This is a genomic window from Rhodococcus sp. W8901, assembly GCF_013348805.1.
Lineage (GTDB): Bacteria > Actinomycetota > Actinomycetes > Mycobacteriales > Mycobacteriaceae > Prescottella.
This window is the reverse complement of the sequence record NZ_CP054690.1, coordinates 2,684,481-2,706,255: the sequence shown is the minus strand read 5'-3', so window position 1 is coordinate 2,706,255 and position 21,775 is coordinate 2,684,481. Positions and strand designations below refer to the sequence as shown.

The 21,775-nt window shown below is 69.2% G+C and carries 23 protein-coding genes; 9 read left to right on the top strand and 14 right to left on the bottom strand.

Going from position 1 to position 21,775, the window contains the following annotated elements:
- Positions 1–23: 23 nt before the first annotated feature.
- The 5 genes from HUN07_RS12790 (at position 24) to HUN07_RS12770 (ending at position 3,710) form a co-directional block, all read left to right on the top strand.
- A complete protein-coding gene (locus HUN07_RS12790) occupies positions 24–845 on the top strand; it encodes a PaaI family thioesterase (RefSeq protein ID WP_174910047.1) in 822 nt (273 codons plus the stop codon).
- Between the two features lie 49 nt (positions 846–894).
- The gene (locus HUN07_RS12785; protein ID WP_174910046.1) at positions 895–1,554 is read left to right on the top strand and encodes a TVP38/TMEM64 family protein; all 660 of its coding nucleotides are present in this window, start codon (positions 895–897) and stop codon (positions 1,552–1,554) included.
- A gap of 66 nt (positions 1,555–1,620) precedes the next feature.
- Positions 1,621–2,202: a hypothetical protein gene (locus tag HUN07_RS12780; protein WP_114723037.1), complete on the top strand. Its 582-nt coding sequence runs from the start codon at positions 1,621–1,623 to the stop codon at positions 2,200–2,202.
- Positions 2,199–2,729 carry a hypothetical protein gene (locus HUN07_RS12775; protein WP_174910043.1) on the top strand — a complete coding sequence of 177 codons (531 nt, stop codon included), beginning with the start codon at positions 2,199–2,201 and terminating at the stop codon, positions 2,727–2,729. The genes HUN07_RS12780 and HUN07_RS12775 overlap by 4 nt, the downstream gene beginning before the upstream one ends.
- 141 nt (positions 2,730–2,870) lie before the next feature.
- Entirely contained in the window at positions 2,871–3,710 is an 840-nt protein-coding gene (locus tag HUN07_RS12770; protein WP_114723035.1) for an alpha/beta fold hydrolase, read from the top strand.
- 78 nt (positions 3,711–3,788) lie between these two features.
- Here the strand turns inward: HUN07_RS12770 and HUN07_RS12765 are convergent, their stop codons facing one another.
- From HUN07_RS12765 to HUN07_RS12755, 3 genes are read right to left on the bottom strand one after another with little or no spacing between them, the layout of a single operon-like run.
- A complete protein-coding gene (locus HUN07_RS12765; protein ID WP_114723138.1) occupies positions 3,789–4,958 on the bottom strand; it encodes an SPFH domain-containing protein in 1,170 nt (389 codons plus the stop codon).
- Positions 4,959–4,963: 5 nt separating this feature from the next.
- Positions 4,964–5,395: an NfeD family protein gene (locus HUN07_RS12760; RefSeq protein ID WP_114723034.1), complete on the bottom strand. Its 432-nt coding sequence runs from the start codon at positions 5,393–5,395 to the stop codon at positions 4,964–4,966.
- 58 nt (positions 5,396–5,453) lie between these two features.
- The gene (locus HUN07_RS12755; protein WP_174910042.1) at positions 5,454–6,281 is read right to left on the bottom strand and encodes a DUF3097 domain-containing protein; all 828 of its coding nucleotides are present in this window, start codon (positions 6,279–6,281) and stop codon (positions 5,454–5,456) included.
- Between the two features lie 67 nt (positions 6,282–6,348).
- Between HUN07_RS12755 and HUN07_RS12750 the strand changes: the two genes are divergently transcribed.
- A complete protein-coding gene (locus tag HUN07_RS12750) occupies positions 6,349–7,161 on the top strand; it encodes a hypothetical protein (RefSeq protein ID WP_174910040.1) in 813 nt (270 codons plus the stop codon).
- Between the two features lie 26 nt (positions 7,162–7,187).
- Here the strand turns inward: HUN07_RS12750 and HUN07_RS12745 are convergent, their stop codons facing one another.
- From HUN07_RS12745 to HUN07_RS12705, 9 genes are all read right to left on the bottom strand, one after another.
- Positions 7,188–7,676 (bottom strand): helix-turn-helix domain-containing protein, encoded by a 489-nt coding sequence (locus HUN07_RS12745; RefSeq protein WP_254622917.1) that lies wholly within the window; start codon positions 7,674–7,676, stop codon positions 7,188–7,190.
- A 62-nt stretch (positions 7,677–7,738) separates the two neighbouring features.
- Complete coding sequence (locus HUN07_RS12740; RefSeq protein WP_174910036.1) at positions 7,739–8,809, bottom strand: ferrochelatase; 1,071 nt, start codon at positions 8,807–8,809, stop codon at positions 7,739–7,741.
- 42 nt (positions 8,810–8,851) lie between these two features.
- The gene (inhA, locus tag HUN07_RS12735; protein WP_174910034.1) at positions 8,852–9,649 is read right to left on the bottom strand and encodes an NADH-dependent enoyl-ACP reductase InhA; all 798 of its coding nucleotides are present in this window, start codon (positions 9,647–9,649) and stop codon (positions 8,852–8,854) included.
- Positions 9,650–9,701: 52 nt separating this feature from the next.
- Positions 9,702–10,424 (bottom strand): 3-oxoacyl-ACP reductase FabG1, encoded by a 723-nt coding sequence (gene fabG1, locus HUN07_RS12730; RefSeq protein WP_114723029.1) that lies wholly within the window; start codon positions 10,422–10,424, stop codon positions 9,702–9,704.
- Positions 10,425–10,492: 68 nt separating this feature from the next.
- Positions 10,493–11,473 carry a VWA domain-containing protein gene (locus tag HUN07_RS12725; protein WP_114723028.1) on the bottom strand — a complete coding sequence of 327 codons (981 nt, stop codon included), beginning with the start codon at positions 11,471–11,473 and terminating at the stop codon, positions 10,493–10,495.
- Positions 11,470–12,426, bottom strand: a complete 957-nt coding sequence (locus HUN07_RS12720; protein WP_114723027.1) for a DUF58 domain-containing protein — start codon at positions 12,424–12,426, stop codon at positions 11,470–11,472. Before HUN07_RS12720 ends, HUN07_RS12725 begins: the two co-directional genes overlap by 4 nt.
- Positions 12,423–13,538 carry an AAA family ATPase gene (locus HUN07_RS12715; RefSeq protein ID WP_114723026.1) on the bottom strand — a complete coding sequence of 372 codons (1,116 nt, stop codon included), beginning with the start codon at positions 13,536–13,538 and terminating at the stop codon, positions 12,423–12,425. Before HUN07_RS12715 ends, HUN07_RS12720 begins: the two co-directional genes overlap by 4 nt.
- A gap of 97 nt (positions 13,539–13,635) precedes the next feature.
- Positions 13,636–15,084, bottom strand: coding sequence for an NlpC/P60 family protein (locus HUN07_RS12710; RefSeq protein ID WP_174910030.1), 1,449 nt, complete (start codon positions 15,082–15,084; stop codon positions 13,636–13,638).
- 359 nt (positions 15,085–15,443) lie between these two features.
- Positions 15,444–16,013, bottom strand: a complete 570-nt coding sequence (locus HUN07_RS12705) for an Rv1476 family membrane protein (RefSeq protein WP_174910029.1) — start codon at positions 16,011–16,013, stop codon at positions 15,444–15,446.
- A gap of 320 nt (positions 16,014–16,333) precedes the next feature.
- Between HUN07_RS12705 and acnA the strand changes: the two genes are divergently transcribed.
- The 3 genes from acnA (at position 16,334) to HUN07_RS12690 (ending at position 20,643) form a co-directional block, all read left to right on the top strand.
- Positions 16,334–19,135 (top strand): aconitate hydratase AcnA, encoded by a 2,802-nt coding sequence (acnA, locus tag HUN07_RS12700; RefSeq protein ID WP_174910027.1) that lies wholly within the window; start codon positions 16,334–16,336, stop codon positions 19,133–19,135.
- A gap of 111 nt (positions 19,136–19,246) precedes the next feature.
- Positions 19,247–19,816: a TetR/AcrR family transcriptional regulator gene (locus tag HUN07_RS12695; RefSeq protein WP_174910025.1), complete on the top strand. Its 570-nt coding sequence runs from the start codon at positions 19,247–19,249 to the stop codon at positions 19,814–19,816.
- A 170-nt stretch (positions 19,817–19,986) separates the two neighbouring features.
- A complete protein-coding gene (locus HUN07_RS12690) occupies positions 19,987–20,643 on the top strand; it encodes a maleylpyruvate isomerase family mycothiol-dependent enzyme (protein WP_254622916.1) in 657 nt (218 codons plus the stop codon).
- Between the two features lie 158 nt (positions 20,644–20,801).
- Here HUN07_RS12690 and HUN07_RS12685 read toward each other — a convergent pair whose 3' ends face one another.
- Together HUN07_RS12685 and HUN07_RS12680 are read right to left on the bottom strand one after the other, a co-directional pair.
- On the bottom strand, positions 20,802–21,323 hold the full coding sequence (locus tag HUN07_RS12685) for a hypothetical protein (protein WP_174910021.1): 522 nt from the start codon (positions 21,321–21,323) through the stop codon (positions 20,802–20,804).
- Between the two features lie 167 nt (positions 21,324–21,490).
- Positions 21,491–21,733: a helix-turn-helix domain-containing protein gene (locus tag HUN07_RS12680; RefSeq protein ID WP_114723021.1), complete on the bottom strand. Its 243-nt coding sequence runs from the start codon at positions 21,731–21,733 to the stop codon at positions 21,491–21,493.
- Between the last annotated feature and the right edge of the window lie 42 nt (positions 21,734–21,775).

Below are 21,775 nucleotides of genomic sequence, written 5' to 3'. Positions count from 1 at the left end.
CCGACGTTCGTTAGCCTCGGTTCATGAGCGTTGCGAACGTGCTGGAAGAAGGCGTGTCCGTCACTCCCCAGAGGTTGTTCCGGATGCGTCCGCCGCAGCGCCTGGACGGGTTCAACCGGCTCACGATGGACATCGAAGGGCTCGACTCCTGGGCCACCTCCCCCACCGCCACGCTGGGCATTCTCGTCGACGACATCCTCGGATTCACGCTGTGGGACCGGCGCGGCGAACGCAGCGGACTGGTGACCGCGGACCTGTCAGTGGATTTCGTCACACCCACCGGGTGGCACGGGCCCGAACTGCACGCCGACGGCCGGGTCGTGGCCGTGACGGCGGACGGTGGCACCAGCTCGACGGAGATCCGCGACAGCGCCGACACGTTGATCGCGACCGGCACCGCGTGGGGAAACTTCGTGGACGCGGGCACCGATCGCAGCGCGACGGTGGTCCGCCCCCTCGCAACGGCCGCCTCGGTGCCGGCCGCGTCGGTCGCGCCGCTCGTCCGGATCGGTGGCCGGATCGAGCGCGACGGTGAGCATCCGCGGCTGATCGTGCCGCCGAACCAGGCCCTGGCCAACAAGCTCGGCGTGATGCACGGCGGGATCCAGGCCTGCGCGATCGATCTGATCGGCAACGCCGCCGTCAGCGCACCGGATACGCCGATGCACACCGCATCGCTGCGGATCAACTTCTTCCGGCCTTCTCCCGTCGACGCCGACCTCGTCTTCACTGCGGAGGTCATCCGTGCCGGTCGCGCGGTCGCGGTCGCCCGGGTGACGAGCACCGACGCGGACGGACGCGTGTGCGCGGTCGCCACCGTGACGTGCCGCCGGCCGAGTCGATAGCCGGGCAGACCGACGGAAACCAGGTCGAGCGCGGGTATCCTGGCCGACTGTGATTGCGCGACTGAGGGATCCCCGGCTCCTCGCTGCCCTCGTCGGCCTGGCGGTGCTGTTCGTCGCCGCCGCGATGGTGCCGCACCCCTCGATCGACCAGGTCCGGACGTGGTCCGAGTCGGTCGGGCCAATGTTCGTGGTCGCATTCTTCATCGTGCACGTCGTCGTGACGATGGCACCGATTCCCCGCACCATCTTCACAGTCAGCGCGGGCGTGCTTTTCGGTGCCGCGACGGGCATCGCGGTCGCACTCGCAGCCACGACCGTCAGCGCGGTGCTCGCGCTGCTGGTGGTGCGCGCGATCGGTCGTGATGCGGTCGCCGCCCATCTGACCCACCCGGCGGTGAAGGCGGTGGATGCGCGCCTGGCGCGACGCGGTTGGCTCGCGGTCGGGTCTCTCCGATTGATCGCCGCGATCCCGTTCTCGGTGGTCAACTACTGCTGCGGAGTGTCGTCGATCCGGGTACTCCCCTACACCGTCGCCACCGTCGTCGGGACCGTTCCGGGCACAGTCGGGGTGGTGCTGCTCGCGGACGCACTGACCGGCAAGACCGATCCAGCGATGCTGGCGGTGTCGGGAGTGTGCATCGCTGTCGGCGTCCTCGGCCTGTTCGTCGATGCGCGAACGCCGGTCCCCGAGGCGGCAGTCAAGGATTGAGACTGGACTTCGTAAAGTAAAGCTTTGAAGCTTGATCTTCCGGTTTCAAGCTCTTAGCCTTGCTCTATGTTCGTTCTGACCGTGGATCAACGGGGCAGCCGACGCGACATCGACCGCGTCGGTCCACTGCTCGCCGATCTCGGGAACCGACGCCTGCTCCGCCCGTTCGAACGCACCGCCGGCGACGAGGTCCAGGCCGTCGACGACGACGCTGCCGCCGTGGTCGACCTCGTGCTGGACCTCGTTCGGCGAGGTCATTGGAGCATCGGAATCGGTATCGGGATCGTCGAGGAACCGCTGCCGACCCAGACGCGGGCCGGTCGCGGGCCGGCGTTCGAGGCCGCCCGGGTGGCCGTCGAACGCGCGAAGAAGGCCCCCGGCGGCGTCGCGGTCGAGGCGGCCGACCCGGATGCCGCCGCCGACGCCGACGCGGCACTGACCCTCGTCGCGCTACTCGTCTCGCGCCGCTCCCCACAGGGGCACGCCGCGGTGTCGCTCATGGAACGCGGCCTCACGCAGGCCGAGGCCGCCGCCGCACTCGGCATCAGCAAACAGGCCGTATCCCAGCGACTCACCGCCGCGGGCTGGCAAGCCGAGGTTGCGGGCCGCCGACTGACCGAGCGACTACTCCGGAAGGCCGATCGATGACCGTACTCAGCCTGACCCTGATCGGGGTCGCCGCGCTCGTGGGGACCGTCGCGGGCCGCCTCGCGGCGTCGTCCGCGCACTCCGGGGCGGTCGTCCGGATCGCGCCCGTGGTCGCCGTACTGGCGCTCGGCGGTGCGGCCGTCGCCGCGACGGGCGCGCCCCCGGTCACGGGGTTCGCACTCGCCACGACCTACGTCCTGGCAGTGACGGCCGCCGCTACCGGCGGCGCGCCGATGGTATTGGCGGCCTTCCGGTTCGCCCGCCGCCAGCCCGACGCCGGTCCGGAACCCGACGACGGCCCGCTCCGCGGCGGCCGGGTCATCGGTCTCCTGGAACGGGCCGCAGTCGCCGTTTCGATCCTCGCCGGCTGGCCCGAGGGCATCGCGATCGTCCTCGCGGTGAAGGGCCTCGCCCGCTACCCCGAACTGCGCGAACCGCACGCGTCGGAGCAGTTCATCATCGGCACCTTCACCAGCGTGCTGTGGGCCGTGGCCGCCGCCGGTGTCGGCCGGGCGCTGTTGACCTGAGGCCACAGGCTCCGTCCGAGCAGCGACCTGTCCCGAGGCTTCGCGACAATCGCGCTGCCGTAGCGCCCGCGCCGGCAGCGAAAGGTCAGAGGAAGGTCATTGTCGACATTCCACCGAGCTCCCGGTGATTGAATCCCTGCCATGGAGATGATCGATACCGGACGAATCCGGCTCGGGGTGGATCGCCGAGGAGAGGGCCCTCCCGTCGTCCTGATCGGCGGCACGGGGATGCCTCCCGTCGCCTGGGACGTTGCCGGGCTGACCCCAGCCCTCGTCGATCACGGCTTCGATGCCATCGCCTATGCATCTCGGGGCGTCGTACCGAGCGAGGCACCGTCCGCGAGTTGCACGGTCGAGGACCTCGGCGACGATCTGCTGGCCCTCATCGCCACCCTCGATCTCGACCGCCCACCCGCACTGGTCGGCTACTCGCTGGGCAGCTTCACCGCCGAACACCTGCTCGCCACACAGCCGGAGCTCTTCGCCGCCGCAGTCCTCATCGCCGGCCCCGGTCCGACCACGCCCCTCCTGCATGCCGTCGTCAACAGCGAATCGACCCTGATAGATCAACTGGGCGCTCTGCCTGCGGACGTGATGACCATGCAGACCCTCCTGACGGCACTGCCGCCCACAGCACTGGCCACAGCGTCGCCCATGGTCGAACAGTGGGCCGCCATGTCCGCCTATCAGAGTGCGCAGTGGACGTCGAGCGACGGCGAAGTCGCCCAGGCACGTGCGTCTCACGCCTGGCTCCGAGACCACGGCCGGATGGACCGGCTGCCGAAGATCGACGTTCCGGTTCTTGCCGTCGCCTTCGAGTTCGATCCACTGCTCGGTCCGACCCAGGCCCGAGCGGCAGTGGAACAGATGCCCCTTGCCGAACTGTGCGTCGTCCCCGACGCCGGCCACGGCGGCGTCATGACCCACGCGCACCATGTCGTGCCCCGAGTGGTCGAGTTCCTCGGCACCCACCTCCGATGACGACAATGCCCCGATGGCCGATGCCGCGACGTGCGTGCGTCGCTCGACAGGCCCGCGGCCGCGTCACCGCGGCACGGCCTACTCCTTGCCGGGAGGCAATTCGCCGGGCTCGTCGGTGCCGCCGAGCAGGTGTTCCTGGGTGAGCGGGCTCTCGACGGGCGTCCGCGCGACGGCCTCCGCCGCACGGACCGCCCGCTCGACGGCCGGGTCGGTCTTGGTCTCGAACCAGCTGGCCACCTCTTCCGAGTCGTCCTCGGGCCGCGGCAGGTCCTCGTCCTCGGTGCGGGTGGGCTCGTAGCGGAAGACACCGTCGTCGCCCGGTGCGCCGAGAGTCTTCGCGAATCCCTTGAGGGCGTCACCGAAGTCGCTCGGGACGAGCCAGACCTTGTTCGCGTCGCCCTGCGCCATCTGCGGCAGCGTCTGCAGGTACTGGTACGCGAGCATCTCGGGGGTGGGCTTGCCCGATTTGATGGCGGCGAACACCTTCTCGATGGACTTGGCCTCGCCCTGCGCCTGCAGGTACTTCGCGGCGCGCTCACCCTGCGCCCGCAGGATCCGGGACTGACGCTCACCCTCGGCCCCGAGGATCGAGGCCTGCTTCGCGCCCTCGGCGGCGAGGATCTGGCTCTGCTTCGCGCCCTCGGCGGTCTTGATCGACGACTCGCGGTGGCCCTCCGCAGTGAGGATCATCGCGCGCTTCTCGCGGTCGGCCTTCATCTGCTTTTCCATCGACTCCTGGATCGACGGCGGCGGATCGATGCTCTTGAGCTCGACCCGCGCGACGCGCAGACCCCAACGTCCGGTGGCCTCGTCGAGGACGCCGCGCAGCTGACCGTTGATCGAGTCGCGCGAGGTCAGCGTCTCCTCGAGGGTCATGCCACCGACCACGTTGCGGAGGGTGGTGATGGTGAGCTGCTCGACGGCGGCGATGTAGTTGCTGATCTCGTACACCGCGGCCTGCGGGTTGGTCACCTGGAAGTAGACGACCGTGTCGATCGACAGGGTTAGGTTGTCCTGCGTGATGACCGGCTGCGGCGCGAACGACACGACGCGCTCACGCAGATCGACCTTGGCCCGGATCCGGTCGACGAACGGGATCAGGAACGTGAGCTGACCGGACACGGTCTTGACGTAGCGGCCGAGCCGCTCGATCACGGCCGCCTCGGCCTGCGGCACGAGGGCCACCGACTTCGCGACCACTACGACGACGAGTACGACCAGTACCGCCAGAACTATCAGTGCTGCCATGTCTTCTACGGTCCCCTCCACACGACGGCGGTCGCGCCGTCGATCTCCATCACCGTCACAGTCGTGCCCGGCGGATACACCTCGGTGACGTCGAGTGGACGCGCCGTCCACACGTCACCGTCGAGCTTGACCTGCCCGGCGTGCGCCCCGACCTCCTCGAGGACGAGCGCCTGCTTGCCGGCCAACGCGGCCGCATTGGTCAGTTTGAGCGGTGGAGCTTCGAAGCGCCGCAACAACACCGGGCGCACCCCCAAGACCAGCGCGACCGAGACGACACCGAACACGATCGCGTCGACCCACACCGGGAAGTCGGTCACCGCGCTGAAGCCGGCCGTCGCCAACGCGCCACCGGCGAGCATCAGCAGGAAGAACTCCCCCGCCAACGCCTCCGCAGCCGCCAACAACACCCCCGCCACCAGCCAAATCAGAGCTGCCACGCCACCATCTAACCAGAACTCGGGACGCGGCCGCCGGGACCGCGGACCCGGCTGTGGATCAATCGACGGTGACGAAATCGACAAGCCGCTCGACGGCACCGATCAGCGGGGCCTCGAGATCCCGGAAACTGCTGACCGCGCCGTAGACGCGGCGCCACCCGTCCTGCGGTGTGCCCCAGCCCAGCGCGTCGCACACACCGGTCTTCCAGTCCTGGCCGCGCGGCACCGTGGGCCACGCGGCGATCCCGACCGCCTTGGGTCGCACCGCCTCCCACACGTCGATGTACGGGTGGCCGGTGACCATCACGTGCGGGCCGAGCCCCTGCGTCAGCCGCTCCTCCTTGGAACCGGTGACCAGATGGTCGACGAGCACACCGACCTTGCGTCCCGGACCCGGCTGGAACTCGACCAACCGGTCCGCGAGGTTGTCGAGCCCCTCCAGATGCTCGACGACGACGCCCTCCACGCGCAGGTCGTGCCCCCAGACCCGCTCGACGAGCGCGGCGTCGTGGACGCCCTCCACCCAGATCCGGCTGGGCAGCGCGGTGCGGGCCCGCAGGCCCTCGACCCGCGTCGAACCGGACGCCGAACGCTGCGCCGCCGCGTTCTGTTGCTGCTGCGGCGCGGGACGGACGAGGGTGACGGGCCGACCGTCGATGAGGAACGCGGCCTCGCGCATCGCGAACAGCCGGGTGCGCCGGGCACCGTCCTCGAGTCGGACGAAGTCGCCGTCGTAGGTGCGTTCGAAGCCGACGACGGCCCCGCAGAATCCGGTCGACGCGTCCTCGACCACCAGGTCCCGTTCCGCCGCCACCTTCGGGATCGAGGGCTTCCGGGTCCGGGGGTGGCCGGCGTAGATGTCGCCGTACTTGTTGCTCGCGTTCACGGCACTTCACGCTATGCGAGCAAGGCATGCGCGCGCCGGTCGCCACGCCGTCCTATGCTCGTTAACCGTGAGTTCCCCCAGCGCGACGCTGACCGTGTGGGCCGGTTCCTGGCTCGCCGGCGACAGCGCCCCCGACGACGTGATCGACGCCCTGCACCAGTGGGCGCCGATGCACATCGTCGGCGCCTCCGACGCCGCAACCGCGCAGTCGACCGGGCTCGACTGGCCGGGCGTTCAGGACGGCGCGGGGCCGCTCCTGCTGCGCATCGTGCGACAGGGCACCGCGCCCGCGGGGGCCGAGGTGCGTCTCGTCCTACCGGCACCGGGTGACGTGCGCGGCCTGCCCGCCGGCACCGGCTTCGCGCGGGCGGCGCTCGACGCCGGCGAGGGCGTGATCGTCGGCGAGACCGGGCATCCGGGAACCGGCCTCGTGCCCGTGATCGAGGGACCGGACGTGCTGCGGTGGACGGTCTTTCCGATAGCGACGGTGCCGCCGGCGGCCGACTACACGGGACTGGGCGAGGCCGAGTACGCGATGCGCGAGGCCATCCGCGGCGCCGCCGACGCACTGCTGCGCCTGTCGTCGGTGCAGACCGGCCGCGCCGACGGCGATCCCCGCCGGCGCATCGCCGAGGCGCTCGACGACCGCGCGCACCATCGGTACCCCGACACGATCCCGACGCGGGCGTTGCGCATCCTCGACTCCGCCGACCAGGTGGCCACGATTCTCGCTGTCGCCGAGGACGATTCACCCACCGAGGCACCGTCGGCGTCCAGCGCCGCCGCCAGCGAGGAACTGTTGCGCCCACTGTGGGCCGCGGTCCGTTCGGCCCGGGTGGCCGCGGTGTCCGCGTGCGCGGGGTCGGCACACCGGGCCTGACCGCTCCGAGACGGCCCCGAGACGGCTCAGTCGTCGCGGTGGTTCATCACGATGTGCCGGTCGATCCGCACGTGCTCGTCGAGGGTGGGGTATCGCAGGCCGGTGTCGCGACCGTAGTCGTGGTGCCGCAGCCAGGCGTACACGTCGCCCCACAGCCAGATGCCGCCGGAGACGGTGTTGAACGGCACCGGGAACGGGGTTCCCTTCTGCCGCACGCCGCGCACCCACTGCCCCACCGCCTGGCGGGTGACCCCGGCACGGTCGGCGACGTCCTGCCGGGTCACGAGATCCGGATGGGTGCGCAGCGGACGCACCCCCCGCGCCGCCAACTGGTCCACCAGGCTCATGCCGGCGGTCGCGCAGCGCATGCCCTCGGTCGTCACCGTCAGCAGCTGCAGCCCCGAACGGTCGTCGACGCGGCCGCCGAACTCCTCCGCGATCGTCGCCTCCCGCGAAAGTGTCAGCAGCGGAACGATGAACGAGAATTCGAAGCGGTGATAGAGGGTGTCGTGCACCCGCCCAACATAGCCCTCCACATCCCGCGTTTCCATTCGGAAACGCGCCTGCGGGTCCGGCGTCAGCGACCCGTCGGACGACGCGCCGGCGCGCAGCACTCGGTGGCGCAGGGCAGCCCGTCCACGGTGGCGCCCAGCAGCGGCTCCCGTCCGAGCCGAGCCGGCACCGTGCCGGTTCGCCGCTCCTCGACCAGCGCGCGCACCATCCGAGCGAAACGCGGATCGGTGCCCGGCGTCGCGACCCGGACGAACTCGATGCCCAGTTCCGCGGCCTTGTCGCGGGCCTCGGTGTCGAGGTCCCACACCACCTCCAAGTGGTCGGACACGAACCCGACCGGGCACACGATCACCGCCGGGGCACCCGCGGCGGCCACCGTGTCGAGGTGATCGCAGATGTCGGGGTCGAGCCACGGCACCTGCGGCGGACCGGACCGCGACTGCCACACCAGGTCGAAGTCGTCGACGCCGACGGCCTCCGCACACAGGCGGGCCGCCTCGGCGACCTGCCGGCTGTAGAGATGCCCGCCCTCGGCCGGGGGCCCGGCGGCGGCATCGGCGGCGATCGGAACCGAGTGCGCCGTGAACACCAGCCGCGCGCGTTCCCGCACGTTCCCCGAAAGCTGCTGTCGCGCAACGCGGATCGCGTCGGCGAAGGCCCCGATCAGGAGCGGATGGTCGTAGTACTGCCGCAGCTTCGCGAGCGTCGGAGCGTCGGCGCCGACCGCCGCACGGGCCCGGACGATGTCCTCGTGGTACTGCCGGCAGCCGGAGTACCCGCCCCAGGCCGACGTCGGGAACACCAGCGCGGTGCGGACACCGTCGTCACGCATGCGTGCGACGGTGTCCTCCACCATCGGGTGCCAGTTGCGGTTGCCGAAGTACACCGGCAGATCGATCCCGGCGACGCGCAGATCCGCCTCGACGCGCTCGATGATGTCGCGGTTGAGAGCGTTGATCGGCGACACCCCGCCGAAGTGCATGTAGTGCTCGGCGACGGCGTCGAGCCGCTCGGGCGGGATCCCCCGGCCCCGGGTCACGTTCCCGAGGAACGGCCGCACGTCCTCGGGCTTCTCGGGCCCCCCGAACGAGAGCACGAGTAGTGCGTCGAACTCCGTGTCCTGCTGACCGCTCATGCCCTCATTCTCGCCCGTCGCCGAAACACCGCCGTGGACGGGTCAGCCGACCACCGCGTGGAAGCCGCCGTCGACGTAGATGATCGACGCGGTGGTGCCGGGCAGCCAGTCCGAGAGCACCGTGCACACGCTCTTGGCGACGGGGGTCGGGTCGTCGACGTCCCAGCCGATCGGCGCGGCACTGTCCCACGCGGCGTTCAGCTTGTTCAACTCGTCGCCGGCACCGGTCGCGTCGCCGGCGATGGCCTTCGCCGCCAGCGTCTTGACCGGCCCTGCCGCAACGAGATTGGAGCGGATGCCGCGCACGCCGACCTCCTTGGCGACGTACCGGTTGACCGCCTCGAGCGTGGCCTTGGACACACCCATCCAGTTGTAGAACGGCATCGCACGGGACGGATCGAAGTCCATGCCGACAATGGACGCGTTGTCGTTGAGGACCGGCAGCAGCGCCTTGGCAAGCGAGGCGTACGAGTACGCGGAGATCTCCATCGCCTTGGAGATGTCCGACCATGGTGCGTCCAGGAACGGGGCACCCAGACCCGAGCGCGGCGAGAAGGCGATGGAGTGCACGACCCCGTCGATGCCCTCGGGCGCCAACTCCCGGACCCGGTCGGCGAGCGTCGCGAGATGCTCGTCGTCCTGGACGTTCAGCTCGACGGCCGGCGGCACCGGCTCCGGCAGACGCTGCGCGATGCGATCGATCAGCCGGAGCCGGTCGAACCCGGTGATGATCACCTTCGCGCCCTGCTCCTGCGCCACCTTCGCGACGTGGAACGCGATGGATGCGTCGGTGATGATTCCGGTGACGAGAATGGTCTTGCCCGCGAGCAGTCCGCCCATGTTGCTTCTCCTGTAGATGAAAGTCTGTGGGTGCGTGATGTTTCGGGAGGGCCTAGTGGCCCATGCCCATGCCGCCGTCGACCGGGATCACGGCACCGGAGACATACGCGGAGTCCTCGGAGGCGAGGAAGCTGACCACCGCGGCGACGTCCTCGGCCTTGCCCAGGCGCTGCAGCGGGATGAACTTCTTGGCGGTGTCGCGCAGGTCCTCCGACAGTTCCGCGGTCATGTCGGTCTCGATGAAGCCCGGTGCCACCACGTTCGCGGTGATCGACCGCGACCCCAGTTCACGGGTGATCGACCGCGCCATGCCGATGACGCCGGCCTTCGACGCCGCGTAGTTGATCTGGCCTGCCTGGCCGGCGAGGCCGACGACCGAGCCCAGGAAGATCATCCGTCCCCAACGGGCGCGCAGCATCGCCCGATTGGCGCGCTTGGCGCATCGGAAGGCGCCGGTCAGATTGGAGTCGATGACGCGCGAGAACTGCTCCTCGTCCATCCGCATGAGAAGCGTGTCGTCGGTGATGCCGGCGTTGGCGACCAGGACCTCGACGGGACCCTGATGCTCCTCGACCTCCTTGAAGGCACGGTCGATCGACTCCGCGTCCGTCACATCGCACTTGACGCCGAACAGGCCCTCCGGCACACCCGACCCGCGGTGAGTGACGGCAACCTTGTGCCCGTCCTCCAGAAGGCGCTGCGCGACGGCCAGGCCGATGCCGCGGTTGCCTCCGGTCACGAGCACGGAACGGGACGGGGAGCTGGATTTCGACATGCGATCAACCTATCTGTTCGGTTGCCGGTTTCGGGCGGAGGTGGACGAATTCGACGTATCGGACCAGATCAGGGCAGGCGCTGCCGCAGCACGAGTGCCGTCGCGAGTCCCGCCGCGCTGAAGAGCACGCCGAGGACGAGCCAGGGTCGACTGGCGTCGCCGCGGGCGTTCTCGAAACCGATCTGCTCCTCGAGTGTGTCGTACACGTCGCGTAGTTCCTCGAGGCTGGACGCGGTGAAGAAGTTGCCGCCCGAGAGGTTCGCGATCTCCCGGAGCGAGGGATCGTCCACCGGCACCGGGATGCGGTCGCCCTCGATCTCGACGGTGCCGTAGCTCGTACCGAACGAGATCGTGGAGATCGGCACGCCCTTGTCCTTCGCCTGCCGGGCCGCGGTGAACCCACCGCGCGGGTCGTCGGGGCTCTCCGGCACGGTCTGCTTGCCGTCCGAGAGCAGCACGATGCGGGCGGGCGGCGCCTGCTCGCTGCCGCCGAGAACCGCTGCGAGCGTGTCGATCGACTGCAGCGAGGTGAAGATCGCCTCACCGGTCGCGGTCCGTTCGCTGAGCTTCAGGTTGTCGATCGCGGCCTTGGTCTCGTCGCGATTCGGCGTCGGCGACACCAGAACCGATGCGGTGCCCGCGAACGCGACCAACCCGAGGTTGATCCCCGGAGTCAGGCCGTCGGCGAACGACTTCGCCGCCTCCTGCGCGGCCGCGAGACGACTCGGCTCGACGTCGGTGGCCTTCATCGACAGCGACACGTCGATCACCAGCACCACCGTCGCGCGGTTCCGCGGGACCCGCTTGTCGGCGGTCGGCCCGGCGAGCGCGACGGTCAGGAAGACCAGCCCGACGAGCATCAGGGCGATCGGGATGTGCCGGGTCCGGTTCGGCCGGTTGGGTGCGACCTTCTCGAGCAGCTCCATGTTCGCGAAGCGCAACACGTGCTTCTGGCGGCGACGCTGAATGACGACGTAGCCCGCGGCCAACCCCGCCACGACCACCAGGAACAACAACCACCAGGGAGAAGCGAACTGCGACAGGCTCATCCGCGCGCCGCCCGGGTCCCGGGAGCGCCGTAGCTGTGCCGACGGGAGGTGACGAACCGCACGACATCGGCGATCCAGTCCCGATCGGTACTCAAGCTCAGTCGTGGTGCCCCGCAGCGTCGCAGCGCGGCCTCCACGTCGTCGCGATGCGACTGCGCGGCGCGCGCGAAGTCGGCGCGCAACCGGGGCGTCGTCGAGAACTCACGCGTCCGACCCGATTCGGGGTCGAACAGCACGACGTCGCCCGCGTCGGGCAGCGCCGTATCGCGCGGGTCGAGTACCTCGACACCGAGCAGTTCGTGCCGGCCGGACAGGGCGCGCAGCGAGCGCTCCCAGTCGATCGGCCCCAGGAAATCGCTGATGACCACGGCGAGACCGCGTCGGCGCTCCGGGCGGCGGAGTGACTCGAGCGCGCCGCGCAGGTCGCCGCGGACACCGTCGGCGGCGTGCGGGGTGGACGCGATGCGCCGGAGCATCGCCTGCGCGTGGACGCGGCCCCCACGCGCCGGAATCCGCACCGTCCGATCCCCGGTGGCGACGATGGCACCGATCCGGTTCCCGCTGCCGCCGGCGAGGTAGGTGATGGCCGAGGCCGCGGCCACCGCGAGGTCGCGCTTCTCGCACCCGACGGTTCCGAAGTCCAGACTCGACGACAGGTCGACCACGAGCCACGTCTCGAGCTCCCGGTCGGCGACCGTCTGCCGGACGTGCGGATGGGTGGTGCGGGCGGTCACCGACCAATCCATCTGGCGCACATCGTCACCGGGTTGGTACTCGCGGGCGTCGCCCGGTTCGGAGCCCGGACCGGGGATCAGACCGAGGTGATCGCCGTGGAGCACCCCGTCCAGGCGTCGGCGGACGGTCAGTTCGAGGGTCCGCAGGGCGGCGGTCAGTTCCGGGTCGCGCAGCGATCCGGAGCGGAACGACGGCACTGCTCCCGCGCGACGGGTCACTGTTGCTGCGTGCCCGACGAGGACAGGTGCGCGGGCTCGAACGCCGGCGGTGCCACCGGCGCAACCGGCTGGGCGCCGACCTGCGGCAGCCCGACGGTCTGCAGCACCCGGGTGATCACGTCGTCCGGCGACACCTCGTCGGCGAGCGCGTCGTAAGACAGAACCAGACGGTGGCGCAACACATCCGGAATGACTTCGAGCACGTCCTGCGGGACGACGTAGTCGCGTCCGCGGAGCAGCGCCAGGGCGCGGGACGCGGAGATGATGCCGAGCGTCGCGCGCGGCGACGCCCCGTAGGCGATCCAACCGGCGACGTCGTCGAGGCCGAACTGTCGAGGCGTGCGCGTCGCGGCGATCACACGGACCACATAGTCGACCAGCGCGTGGTGGACGAACACGGTGCTCGCGACCTTCTGCAGTCGGACGAGTTCGTGCGCGTCGAGAACCTGATGCGGCTCCGGAGCGGCGACGCCCATCCGGTAGACGATCTCGCGCTCCTCCTCCACCGACGGGTAGTCGACGAGCACCTTGAACAGGAAGCGGTCGCGCTGGGCTTCCGGCAACGGATAGACGCCCTCGTTCTCGATCGGGTTCTGCGTCGCCATCACCAGGAACGGCTCGGGCATCGGGTACGTCTTGCCGCCGATCGACACGTGGCGTTCGGCCATGACCTCGAGCAGCGCCGACTGCACCTTCGCGGGTGCGCGGTTGATCTCGTCGGCGAGCAGGAAGTTCGCCACGACCGGGCCGAGCTCGGTGTCGAACTGCTCGCGGCCCTGCCGGTAGATGCGGGTACCGATCAGGTCGGTGGGCACGAGGTCCGGGGTGAACTGCACGCGGGAGAACGATCCGCCGACGACCTTCGCGAACGTCTCCACGGCCAGCGTCTTCGCGACGCCCGGAACGCCCTCGAGCAGCACGTGCCCCTTGGCCAGCACGCCGACGAGCATGCGCTCGACCAGGCGGTCCTGCCCGACGATGACTCGCTTGACCTCGTAGATCGCCCGCTCGAGGGTGTGCACGTCACGAGCGAGATCGGACGCCGGCGCCCCCGCGCTCGCGTGCGCTCCCTCCGAGCCGGACCCAGCTACCGCGCCGTCACGTGAGGTCACCAAGAATCCCCGCTTCCACCTAGATCGTTCTCATCGACTCGACTGTCTGCTCAACTATTCCAGGTGTCACCCGTTCCCCGCACGCAGGCGAGGTGACCTAGGACACCATACGGACAGCGTAGGGCGTCATCCCGTCCCACCGCACCGGCGAGACCTTCACGATCGACCCGGACTGCGGCGCCTCGAGCATCTGCCCGTCACCGAGGTAGAGGGCGACGTGCTGACTCGCGTTCGGGCCGTAGAAGATCATGTCGCCACGACGCATGTCCGACGACGCCACCTGGGTGCCCGCCGTGTACTGATATCCGGTGTAGTGCGGCAAGGAGATTCCGACACCGGCGAACGCGTAGATCATCAGTCCCGAGCAGTCGAATCCGACCTTGTCGAAGTCGCCGAAGCTGTCGGCGACGCCGCCGTCGCGGATGCCCAGTGTCGGGCCGCTGGCGTTCCCGCCACCCCACGCGTACGGGACGCCCAGCTGCGACATGCCACGGTCGATCACCGTCTCGATCGCCGCGCTCCCGGTGACGGCCGGAGACATCGGGCGTGGCTGGGACTGGGCCGGTGGCGTCCAGCCGGAGTCCCCGTCGTCGATCTGGGTGTGTGGGCGCTCACCGTCCGCCAGCTGGGCCGCCCGCTCGTTCGCCGCGCGATCCTCCGCGGCCCGCCGCGCGGCCTCGGCGGCGGCGGCAGCGGCGGCAGCAGCGGCTGCTTCCTCCGCCTGCCGCTGGTTGTCCCAGTTGATGTATGCCTCGCGCTGGCCCTGCAGTCCGGCAACGTTGCTCCGGGCGGCGTCGAGCTGCGCCTGGGCCGAATTGCGGTCGGCCTCGATCTGAGCCTTCCGGGTGGCCTGTTCCTCGAGCGCACTCCGGGCCGAGACGATCGCCTGTTCCGCCTCCGCCTTCTTCGACTCGGCCTCGCTTGCCGCGGCGTCCGCGCGCTGCTTGGCCTCGCGGGCGGCGGAGTCCCGGTTGGCCTGCTCGGTCCGCGCCCGCTGCAGGTTCTCGAGAACCGCCTTCTGGCTCCCCGACAGCACCCGCATGATCTGGGCGCGGTCCAGGATGTCGTCGGGCCCCTCGGCACCGAAGTACGAAGACAGCGACGCGACGTTGCGCCCCTTGGTGTAACTCGACACCGCGTAGTCGGTGAACCGCTTCTGGGCCTGCTCGATCTGCGTTCCGGCGTCACGAAGTGCCTGCTGGCTCTGCGCCACCATGCCGCCCGCGGCATCCGCGGCGTCCCGAGCGCTCTGCAGGTCGACGAGGGCGCGATTGACATCCTCGCGCTTGATCGCGACCTCGTCGTCGAGCCGCGACAACTCCTGGTTCGCGGTGGCCACTCGGTTGATGAGGTCACCCACCTGGACGACGCCCTCGGAGACCTGCGCGTTGCCGCTCTGGATCTCGGCATCGGACGGATTGGGCGGTGGCGGCGGCACGGCGGCCGCGATGCCCGGTGTCCCCGATACCAGCGCGCCGACGATGCTCACACCCAACACGACTCGGGCGAACCGTGAACGCGTCCGCGAGAAGCCCGGACGTCGCACGCCACCGCGTGAACTCCTAGAACCCCTCCGCCTCACAACACCCTCCCTAAGGCTGTGACCGGGCCGGCGGCTTGTCCGGCCCGTGCGGGGAGGTACGCCGACGGCACCGCCGGCGACGCGCAGATCGCGTGACGGCACAACGGTCACGCGAATCGTCACATCACTCTCGCGACACTTCTTCCCCAAAAAGTGCCATTGGCACCGTACGACACTTTGCGCTCTCTGGTGAACTCTTGTCACAAATGACGTGGACGTAATTCGACCTGGGGAAATGGCGCGAATACGCCGAATCGACGGCCCTCGCGCAGGTACGGGCGGTCGGGACGGTGGGTGGGAGTTCGGGCGGCGAACGCCGGGCGTCAGCGGGCGGCGCTGTCCCCGTCGGAATCGGCATCGGCGCCCACGGCCGGACCGGACGGGGCAGACGCGGGGGCGGGTCCACGGCACGACTTCGCGAAGTAGGAGACCCCGCCCACCAGCACCACCACCAGCACCAGGAGGGCGGTGACGAGGCCCCACGGCGTACCGGGCTCGGTGATCTCGTCGACGAAGTTGTTCGCCGACTCGACGGGGTTACCGGTGTACGTGCGGTCCTGCGCACCCTCGAGCACGACCCGGCTCACGGTGTCGCTGTAGGTGCCGGGCGCCGACGGTCCGAGCACCAGCACCGTGCCGCCCTCGGTCTGCCCCACCTCGGTCGCGAGGTCCCGCAACTGCTCGGATCGGCCCGGCTCCTTGTCCACGACAACGACACTGAGCTTGATCCCGTGCTCCTCGGCGCGGATCACGACGTCGCGCAGACCCTCCACGTCCGATGCGGGCGCCGAGACTCCGTCGTCCGCGAGGTCCGCGAGCACCGAGTCGACGGAGACGCCATCGGGAATGGTGGCGACGAGCGGGAGCAGGGCATGCGCGATAGGAGCAGACATCTCTCATCCGGGTTCGGTGACGAAGGGCAAGCGTGCACTGCACAGTACGTGACGGCCCGCCGCCGAGACCGCCTCGTCCGTTGCGCCCGCGCGCCGACTGCGTGAGGATTGGACCGACGCGAGCAGGCCCGTCAGCCCCGGCCGGAACTCGGCAATACCCTGCAGTCTCACAGGACAAGCGTACTGTTAGACTCGTTTGGAGACGCCCGCGGAACTGTCGGGTTCGGTCCGCCGACCGAATCGGGCCCTGTTCGCGTGCCTCGCTTCAGCCGTCGACACAGCCCCGTCGACGGCGAACCTCAAAGACGAGTGGAGCTGACGTGACCACCAGTATTGATTCGTTCGGCGCCAAGGGAACGCTCGAGGTCGGAGACAACTCGTACGAGATCTTCCGCCTCGCGTCCGTCCCCGGCACCGAGAAGCTGCCCTACGCGCTGAAGGTTCTCGCCGAGAACCTGCTGCGCACCGAGGACGGTGCCAACATCACCGCCGATCACATTCGCGCCATCGCGAACTGGGACCCCTCGGCGCAGCCGAGCGTCGAGATCCAGTTCACCCCCGCGCGCGTGATCATGCAGGACTTCACCGGCGTGCCCTGTGTCGTCGACCTCGCCACCATGCGTGAGGCCGTCACCGCCCTCGGCGGCGACCCGAACAAGGTCAACCCGCTCTCCCCCGCCGACATGGTCATCGACCACTCGGTGATCCTCGACGTCTTCGGCCGCGCCGACGCTCTCGAGCGCAACGTCGACCTCGAGTACCAGCGCAACGGCGAGCGTTACCAGTTCCTGCGCTGGGGCCAGGGCGCGTTCGACGACTTCAAGGTCGTCCCCCCGGGCATGGGCATCGTGCACCAGGTCAACATCGAGTACCTGGCGCCCACCGTCATGACCCGCAACGGTCAGGCATACCCCGACACCTGCGTCGGCACCGACTCGCACACCACGATGGTCAACGGCCTGGGCGTGCTGGGCTGGGGCGTCGGCGGCATCGAGGCCGAGGCTGCCATGCTCGGCCAGCCGGTCTCCATGCTGATCCCGCGCGTCGTCGGCTTCAAGCTGACCGGTGAGATCAAGCCCGGCGTGACCGCGACCGACGTCGTGCTCACCGTCACCGACATGCTGCGCAAGCACGGCGTGGTCGGCAAGTTCGTCGAGTTCTACGGTGCGGGCGTCGCCGAGGTGCCGCTGGCCAACCGCGCGACCCTGGGCAACATGAGCCCCGAGTTCGGTTCCACCGCAGCGATCTTCCCGATCGACGGCGAGACCATCAACTACCTGCGTCTGACCGGACGTTCCGAGGAGCAGCTCGCGCTCGTCGAGGCGTACGCCAAGGAGCAGGGCATGTGGCACGACGCGGACCACGAGCCCGCGTACTCCGAGTACCTCGAGCTGGACCTGTCGACGGTCGTGCCGTCGATCGCCGGCCCGAAGCGTCCTCAGGACCGCATCCTGCTGTCGGAGTCGAAGGACGCGTTCCGTCGCGACATCGTCACCTACGTCACCAACGGTGCCGAGGCCGCCCACTCCGCGCTGGACGAGGCCGTCGAGGAGTCCTTCCCGGCGTCCGACCCGGCCTCGACGGCCGGCGTCTCCGACGTCGCCTCGGTGATTCCGTCGGCCGCCAACGGTTCGCACGGACGCCCGAGCAAGCCGGTGACGGTGAAGACCGAGCGCGGCGAGTTCGTTCTCGACCACGGCGCGGTCGCGGTTGCCGGCATCACTTCCTGCACCAACACGTCGAACCCGTCGGTCATGCTCGGCGCCGCTCTGCTCGCCCGCAATGCGGTCGAGAAGGGCCTCGAGACCAAGCCGTGGGTCAAGACCAACATGGCTCCGGGTTCGCAGGTCGTCTCCGACTACTACGAGAAGGCCGGCCTGTGGCCGTACCTCGAGAAGCTCGGCTTCTACCTCGGCGGTTACGGCTGCACCACGTGCATCGGTAACACCGGTCCGCTGCCGGAGGAGATCTCCAAGGCGATCAACGAGCACGACCTGTCGGTCACCGCGGTGCTCTCCGGCAACCGCAACTTCGAGGGTCGCATCTCCCCCGACGTCAAGATGAACTACCTGGCGTCCCCGCCGCTCGTCATCGCGTACGCGCTGGCCGGCACCATGGACTTCGACTTCGAGACCGACGCGCTGGGTCAGGACCAGGACGGCAACGACGTCTTCCTCAAGGACATCTGGCCGTCCGCGCAGGAGATCGACGACACCATCAAGTCGGCCATCAGCCAGGACATGTTCCGCAAGTCCTACGCCACGGTCTTTGCAGGCGACGAGCGCTGGCAGAACCTGGCCACCCCGGAGGGCGATACCTTCGCGTGGGACGAGAAGTCGACCTACGTCCGCAAGGCGCCGTACTTCGACGGCATGACGATGGATCCGGCTCCGGTCACCGACATCTCGGGCGCCCGCGTGCTCGCGCTGCTCGGCGACTCGGTCACCACCGACCACATCAGCCCGGCCGGCCCGATCAAGCCCGGTACCCCGGCCGCGCAGTACCTGGACGCCAACGGTGTCGAGCGCAAGGACTACAACTCCCTGGGCTCGCGTCGCGGTAACCACGAGGTGATGATCCGCGGCACGTTCGCGAACATCCGTCTGCGCAACCAGCTCCTCGACGACGTCTCGGGCGGCTACACCCGCGACTTCACCCTCGAGGGTGGCCCGCAGTCGTTCATCTACGACGCGTCGCAGAACTACCAGGCCGCCGGCATCCCGCTGGTCGTGCTGGGCGGCAAGGAGTACGGCTCCGGTTCGTCGCGTGACTGGGCCGCCAAGGGCACCAGCCTGCTCGGCGTCAAGGCCGTCATCGTCGAGTCGTTCGAGCGCATCCACCGCTCGAACCTGATCGGCATGGGCGTCGTCCCGCTGCAGTTCCCGGCAGGTGAGTCGGCAGGCTCGCTGGGCCTGGACGGCACCGAGACCTTCGACATCGCGGGCGTCGCGAAGCTGAACGAGGGCGTCACCCCGGAGACGGTCAAGGTCACCGCGACCAAGGCGGATGGGTCTCGTACAGAGTTTGATGCGGTCGTCCGTATCGACACCCCCGGTGAGGCGGACTACTACCGCAACGGCGGCATCCTGCAGTACGTGCTGCGCAACATGATCCGGGGCTAGTCACCTGATCGTGTGATCCCGGTTCCCCGGGATCACTCAGCGCGTTGACGGCGGGCTCGGGACGTCAGTCTCGGGCCCGCCGTTGCAGTTTCGTACGAAAGGATGTCGGCTGTGCCCAAGGTCAGTGAAGACCATCTCGCGGCGCGGCGGAGCCAGATTCTGGACGGGGCCCGCCAGTGCTTCGCGCAGTACGGCTACGACGGCGCCACCGTGCGCCGCCTCGAGGAAACCACCGGGCTCTCGCGCGGTGCGATCTTCCACCACTTCAAGGACAAGGACGGACTGTTCCTCGCCCTTGCCCACGAGGACGCCAAACGCATGGCCGACGTCGTCGCCGAGGGCGGTCTGGTCCAGGTGATGCGCGACATGCTCGCGTCCCCCGAGCAGTTCGACTGGCTCGGAACGCGACTCGAAATCGCCCGACGGCTGCGCACCGACCCCGAGTTCGCCCGCGACTGGACGCAGCGCAGTGCCGAACTCACCGAGGCCACCGTCCGCCGCCTCGAGCGCCAGAAGTCGGCCGGACGCCTGCGCGACGACCTGCCTACCGACGTTCTGCTCGACTACCTCGACCTGGTCCTCGACGGCCTGATCGCACGCATCGCCTCCGGCCACGGCGGCGAGAACCTCTCGGCCGTGCTCGATCTCGTCGAGGAATCGGTGCGTCGCAGAGATACCTGAACCGACTCGTCCCTTCATCAGCTGCGGGCGTTCGCGCGTAACCGGCCCGCCGCCGGCCGAGATCGAGTGATACTGCGTCATGGCTACTGATCGCCGACCGCGGCACAACAGGGGAACGGCCGGCAATGGGCACGGGCTACTCGTGGTCTTGGACCAGTCCGGGAGTTGCAGTGCGTGACGTGAAGGAGTTGGCCCGCGCCGAGCGGACCCAACTCGCGACTCTCCTGCATTCACTCACCCCACAGCAGTGGCAGACGCCATCGTTGTGCGCGGGCTGGAGCGTCCGCGACGTCGTTGCCCACATGCTGAGCTACGAGGAGCTGGGCCCCGGCGGGGTGGCGAGCAGGTTCGCTCGCGGTTGGTTGCGGTTCGACCGCGCCAACGCGATCGGGCTGGACGACTTCGCAGAGCACAGCCCACACCAACTGCTCGACTTACTGGATCGCAGCCTGCAGCCCCGAGGACTCACCACCGCATTCGGGAGCCGAATCGCGCTCGTCGACGGCATGATCCACCAGCAGGACATTCGTCGGCCGCTCGGCCTCCCCCGGGATATCCCCGCCGAGGCGCTCGTGCCCGCTCTCGACTTCGCGCGCATCGCGCCCCCGATAGGCGCACACCGACGGATCCGGGGCCTTCGATTGGCGGCAACAGACCTGGACTGGACCGCGGGAAGCGGACCTGAAGTCCGCGGACCCGGCGAGGCCCTGCTCATGTCCGTCGCCGGACGCGGCGATGTCGCGAACGAGCTCGAGGGCCCCGGCCTGGCGACGCTGCGAGTACGGCTCGGCGGTTCCTCATCCGGCCGCCCACCGGCAAACGTCTAGCGGGCCACTCCCGGATGGACGTCGGCGTTGGGTGTGGGTGGCGACCCGGCGGGGATCCGTAGGCATCCGTGTCGAATGGAAACGGCGGCCTCCCCGCGGAGTCCAGTTACAGCCTCGCGCGACGACGTAGCGGTGGCGCACCGAACAAGAACCATGCTTCAGGAAATGGTAACGGGGCCCGTCGTTCCGGTGACTGTCCACTGTCCGTCGATGCGCTCGAGGACGTAGGTGAGCCCGATTCCGCAATCGATGCCACACCATAGTCGTACGCCGGCGTGGGCCCTCCCGTCGTCCTGTCGCTGCGTCGGATCGAGCTCGATGATGACTCCGTCGTTCTCGACGCCAGTCAAGCCTTGCCTTCCGACATCTGCCCGCTGATCAGGGCTTGCAATGAACTCGACAGAGGGAAGATCGCCGGACTGTGCGGTGATGTCGTTCTTCAGGTCGGTGTCGAACTGCGAACCGTCGACGACGTAGACGTACCCGACCGGCGACGGCGATCTCGCGAAGGGATTGTCGACGAGAACCAGTTGGTGCAGCGCAGCGGAGTAGAGCTGAGATTCCTCACTCGGCGGCGAGGATACGGGCGAGTCGAGCCCATCACCGCCCGTACCGGTGCTCGCGCAACCGGCCACGGCGGCAGCGAGCAGCAAGGACGCAGCTACAGCCCGCATACGCATGATTCGGACAGTACATAACGCGGACCTTCAAGCTGGCGATTTTCCGTGATACCACAAGCCCTCGCCGGACGGCAGAATCTCGCGGACCGGCCGATCGAAACTGGAATCCCTGTTGGCTCCGGCTGGTGGGATCCCACCAGAAGCTCCCCGATCCGGTAACAGCCTGGTCAAACAGTCTTCTTGCGCCGGTTCGGCCCACCCCGCCGCCGCAGTGTCACGTCCGCCTCGACGAGCACGTTGTGGATGAACCCGTACGAGCGGCCGGTCTGTTCGGCGAGGGTGCGGATGCTCGCACCGGCTTCGTACTGGGCTTTCAGTTCGTCGCGGAGTTTGTCACGCGATTCCCCGGTGATTCGGGCCCCCCGGGAAACCCCGCCGGAAACCCCGCCGATCCCCGTGCTCTCCGCCATGACATCCTCCGGTCAGCTGAGCGAGCCCCGGTTTCCAGGCTA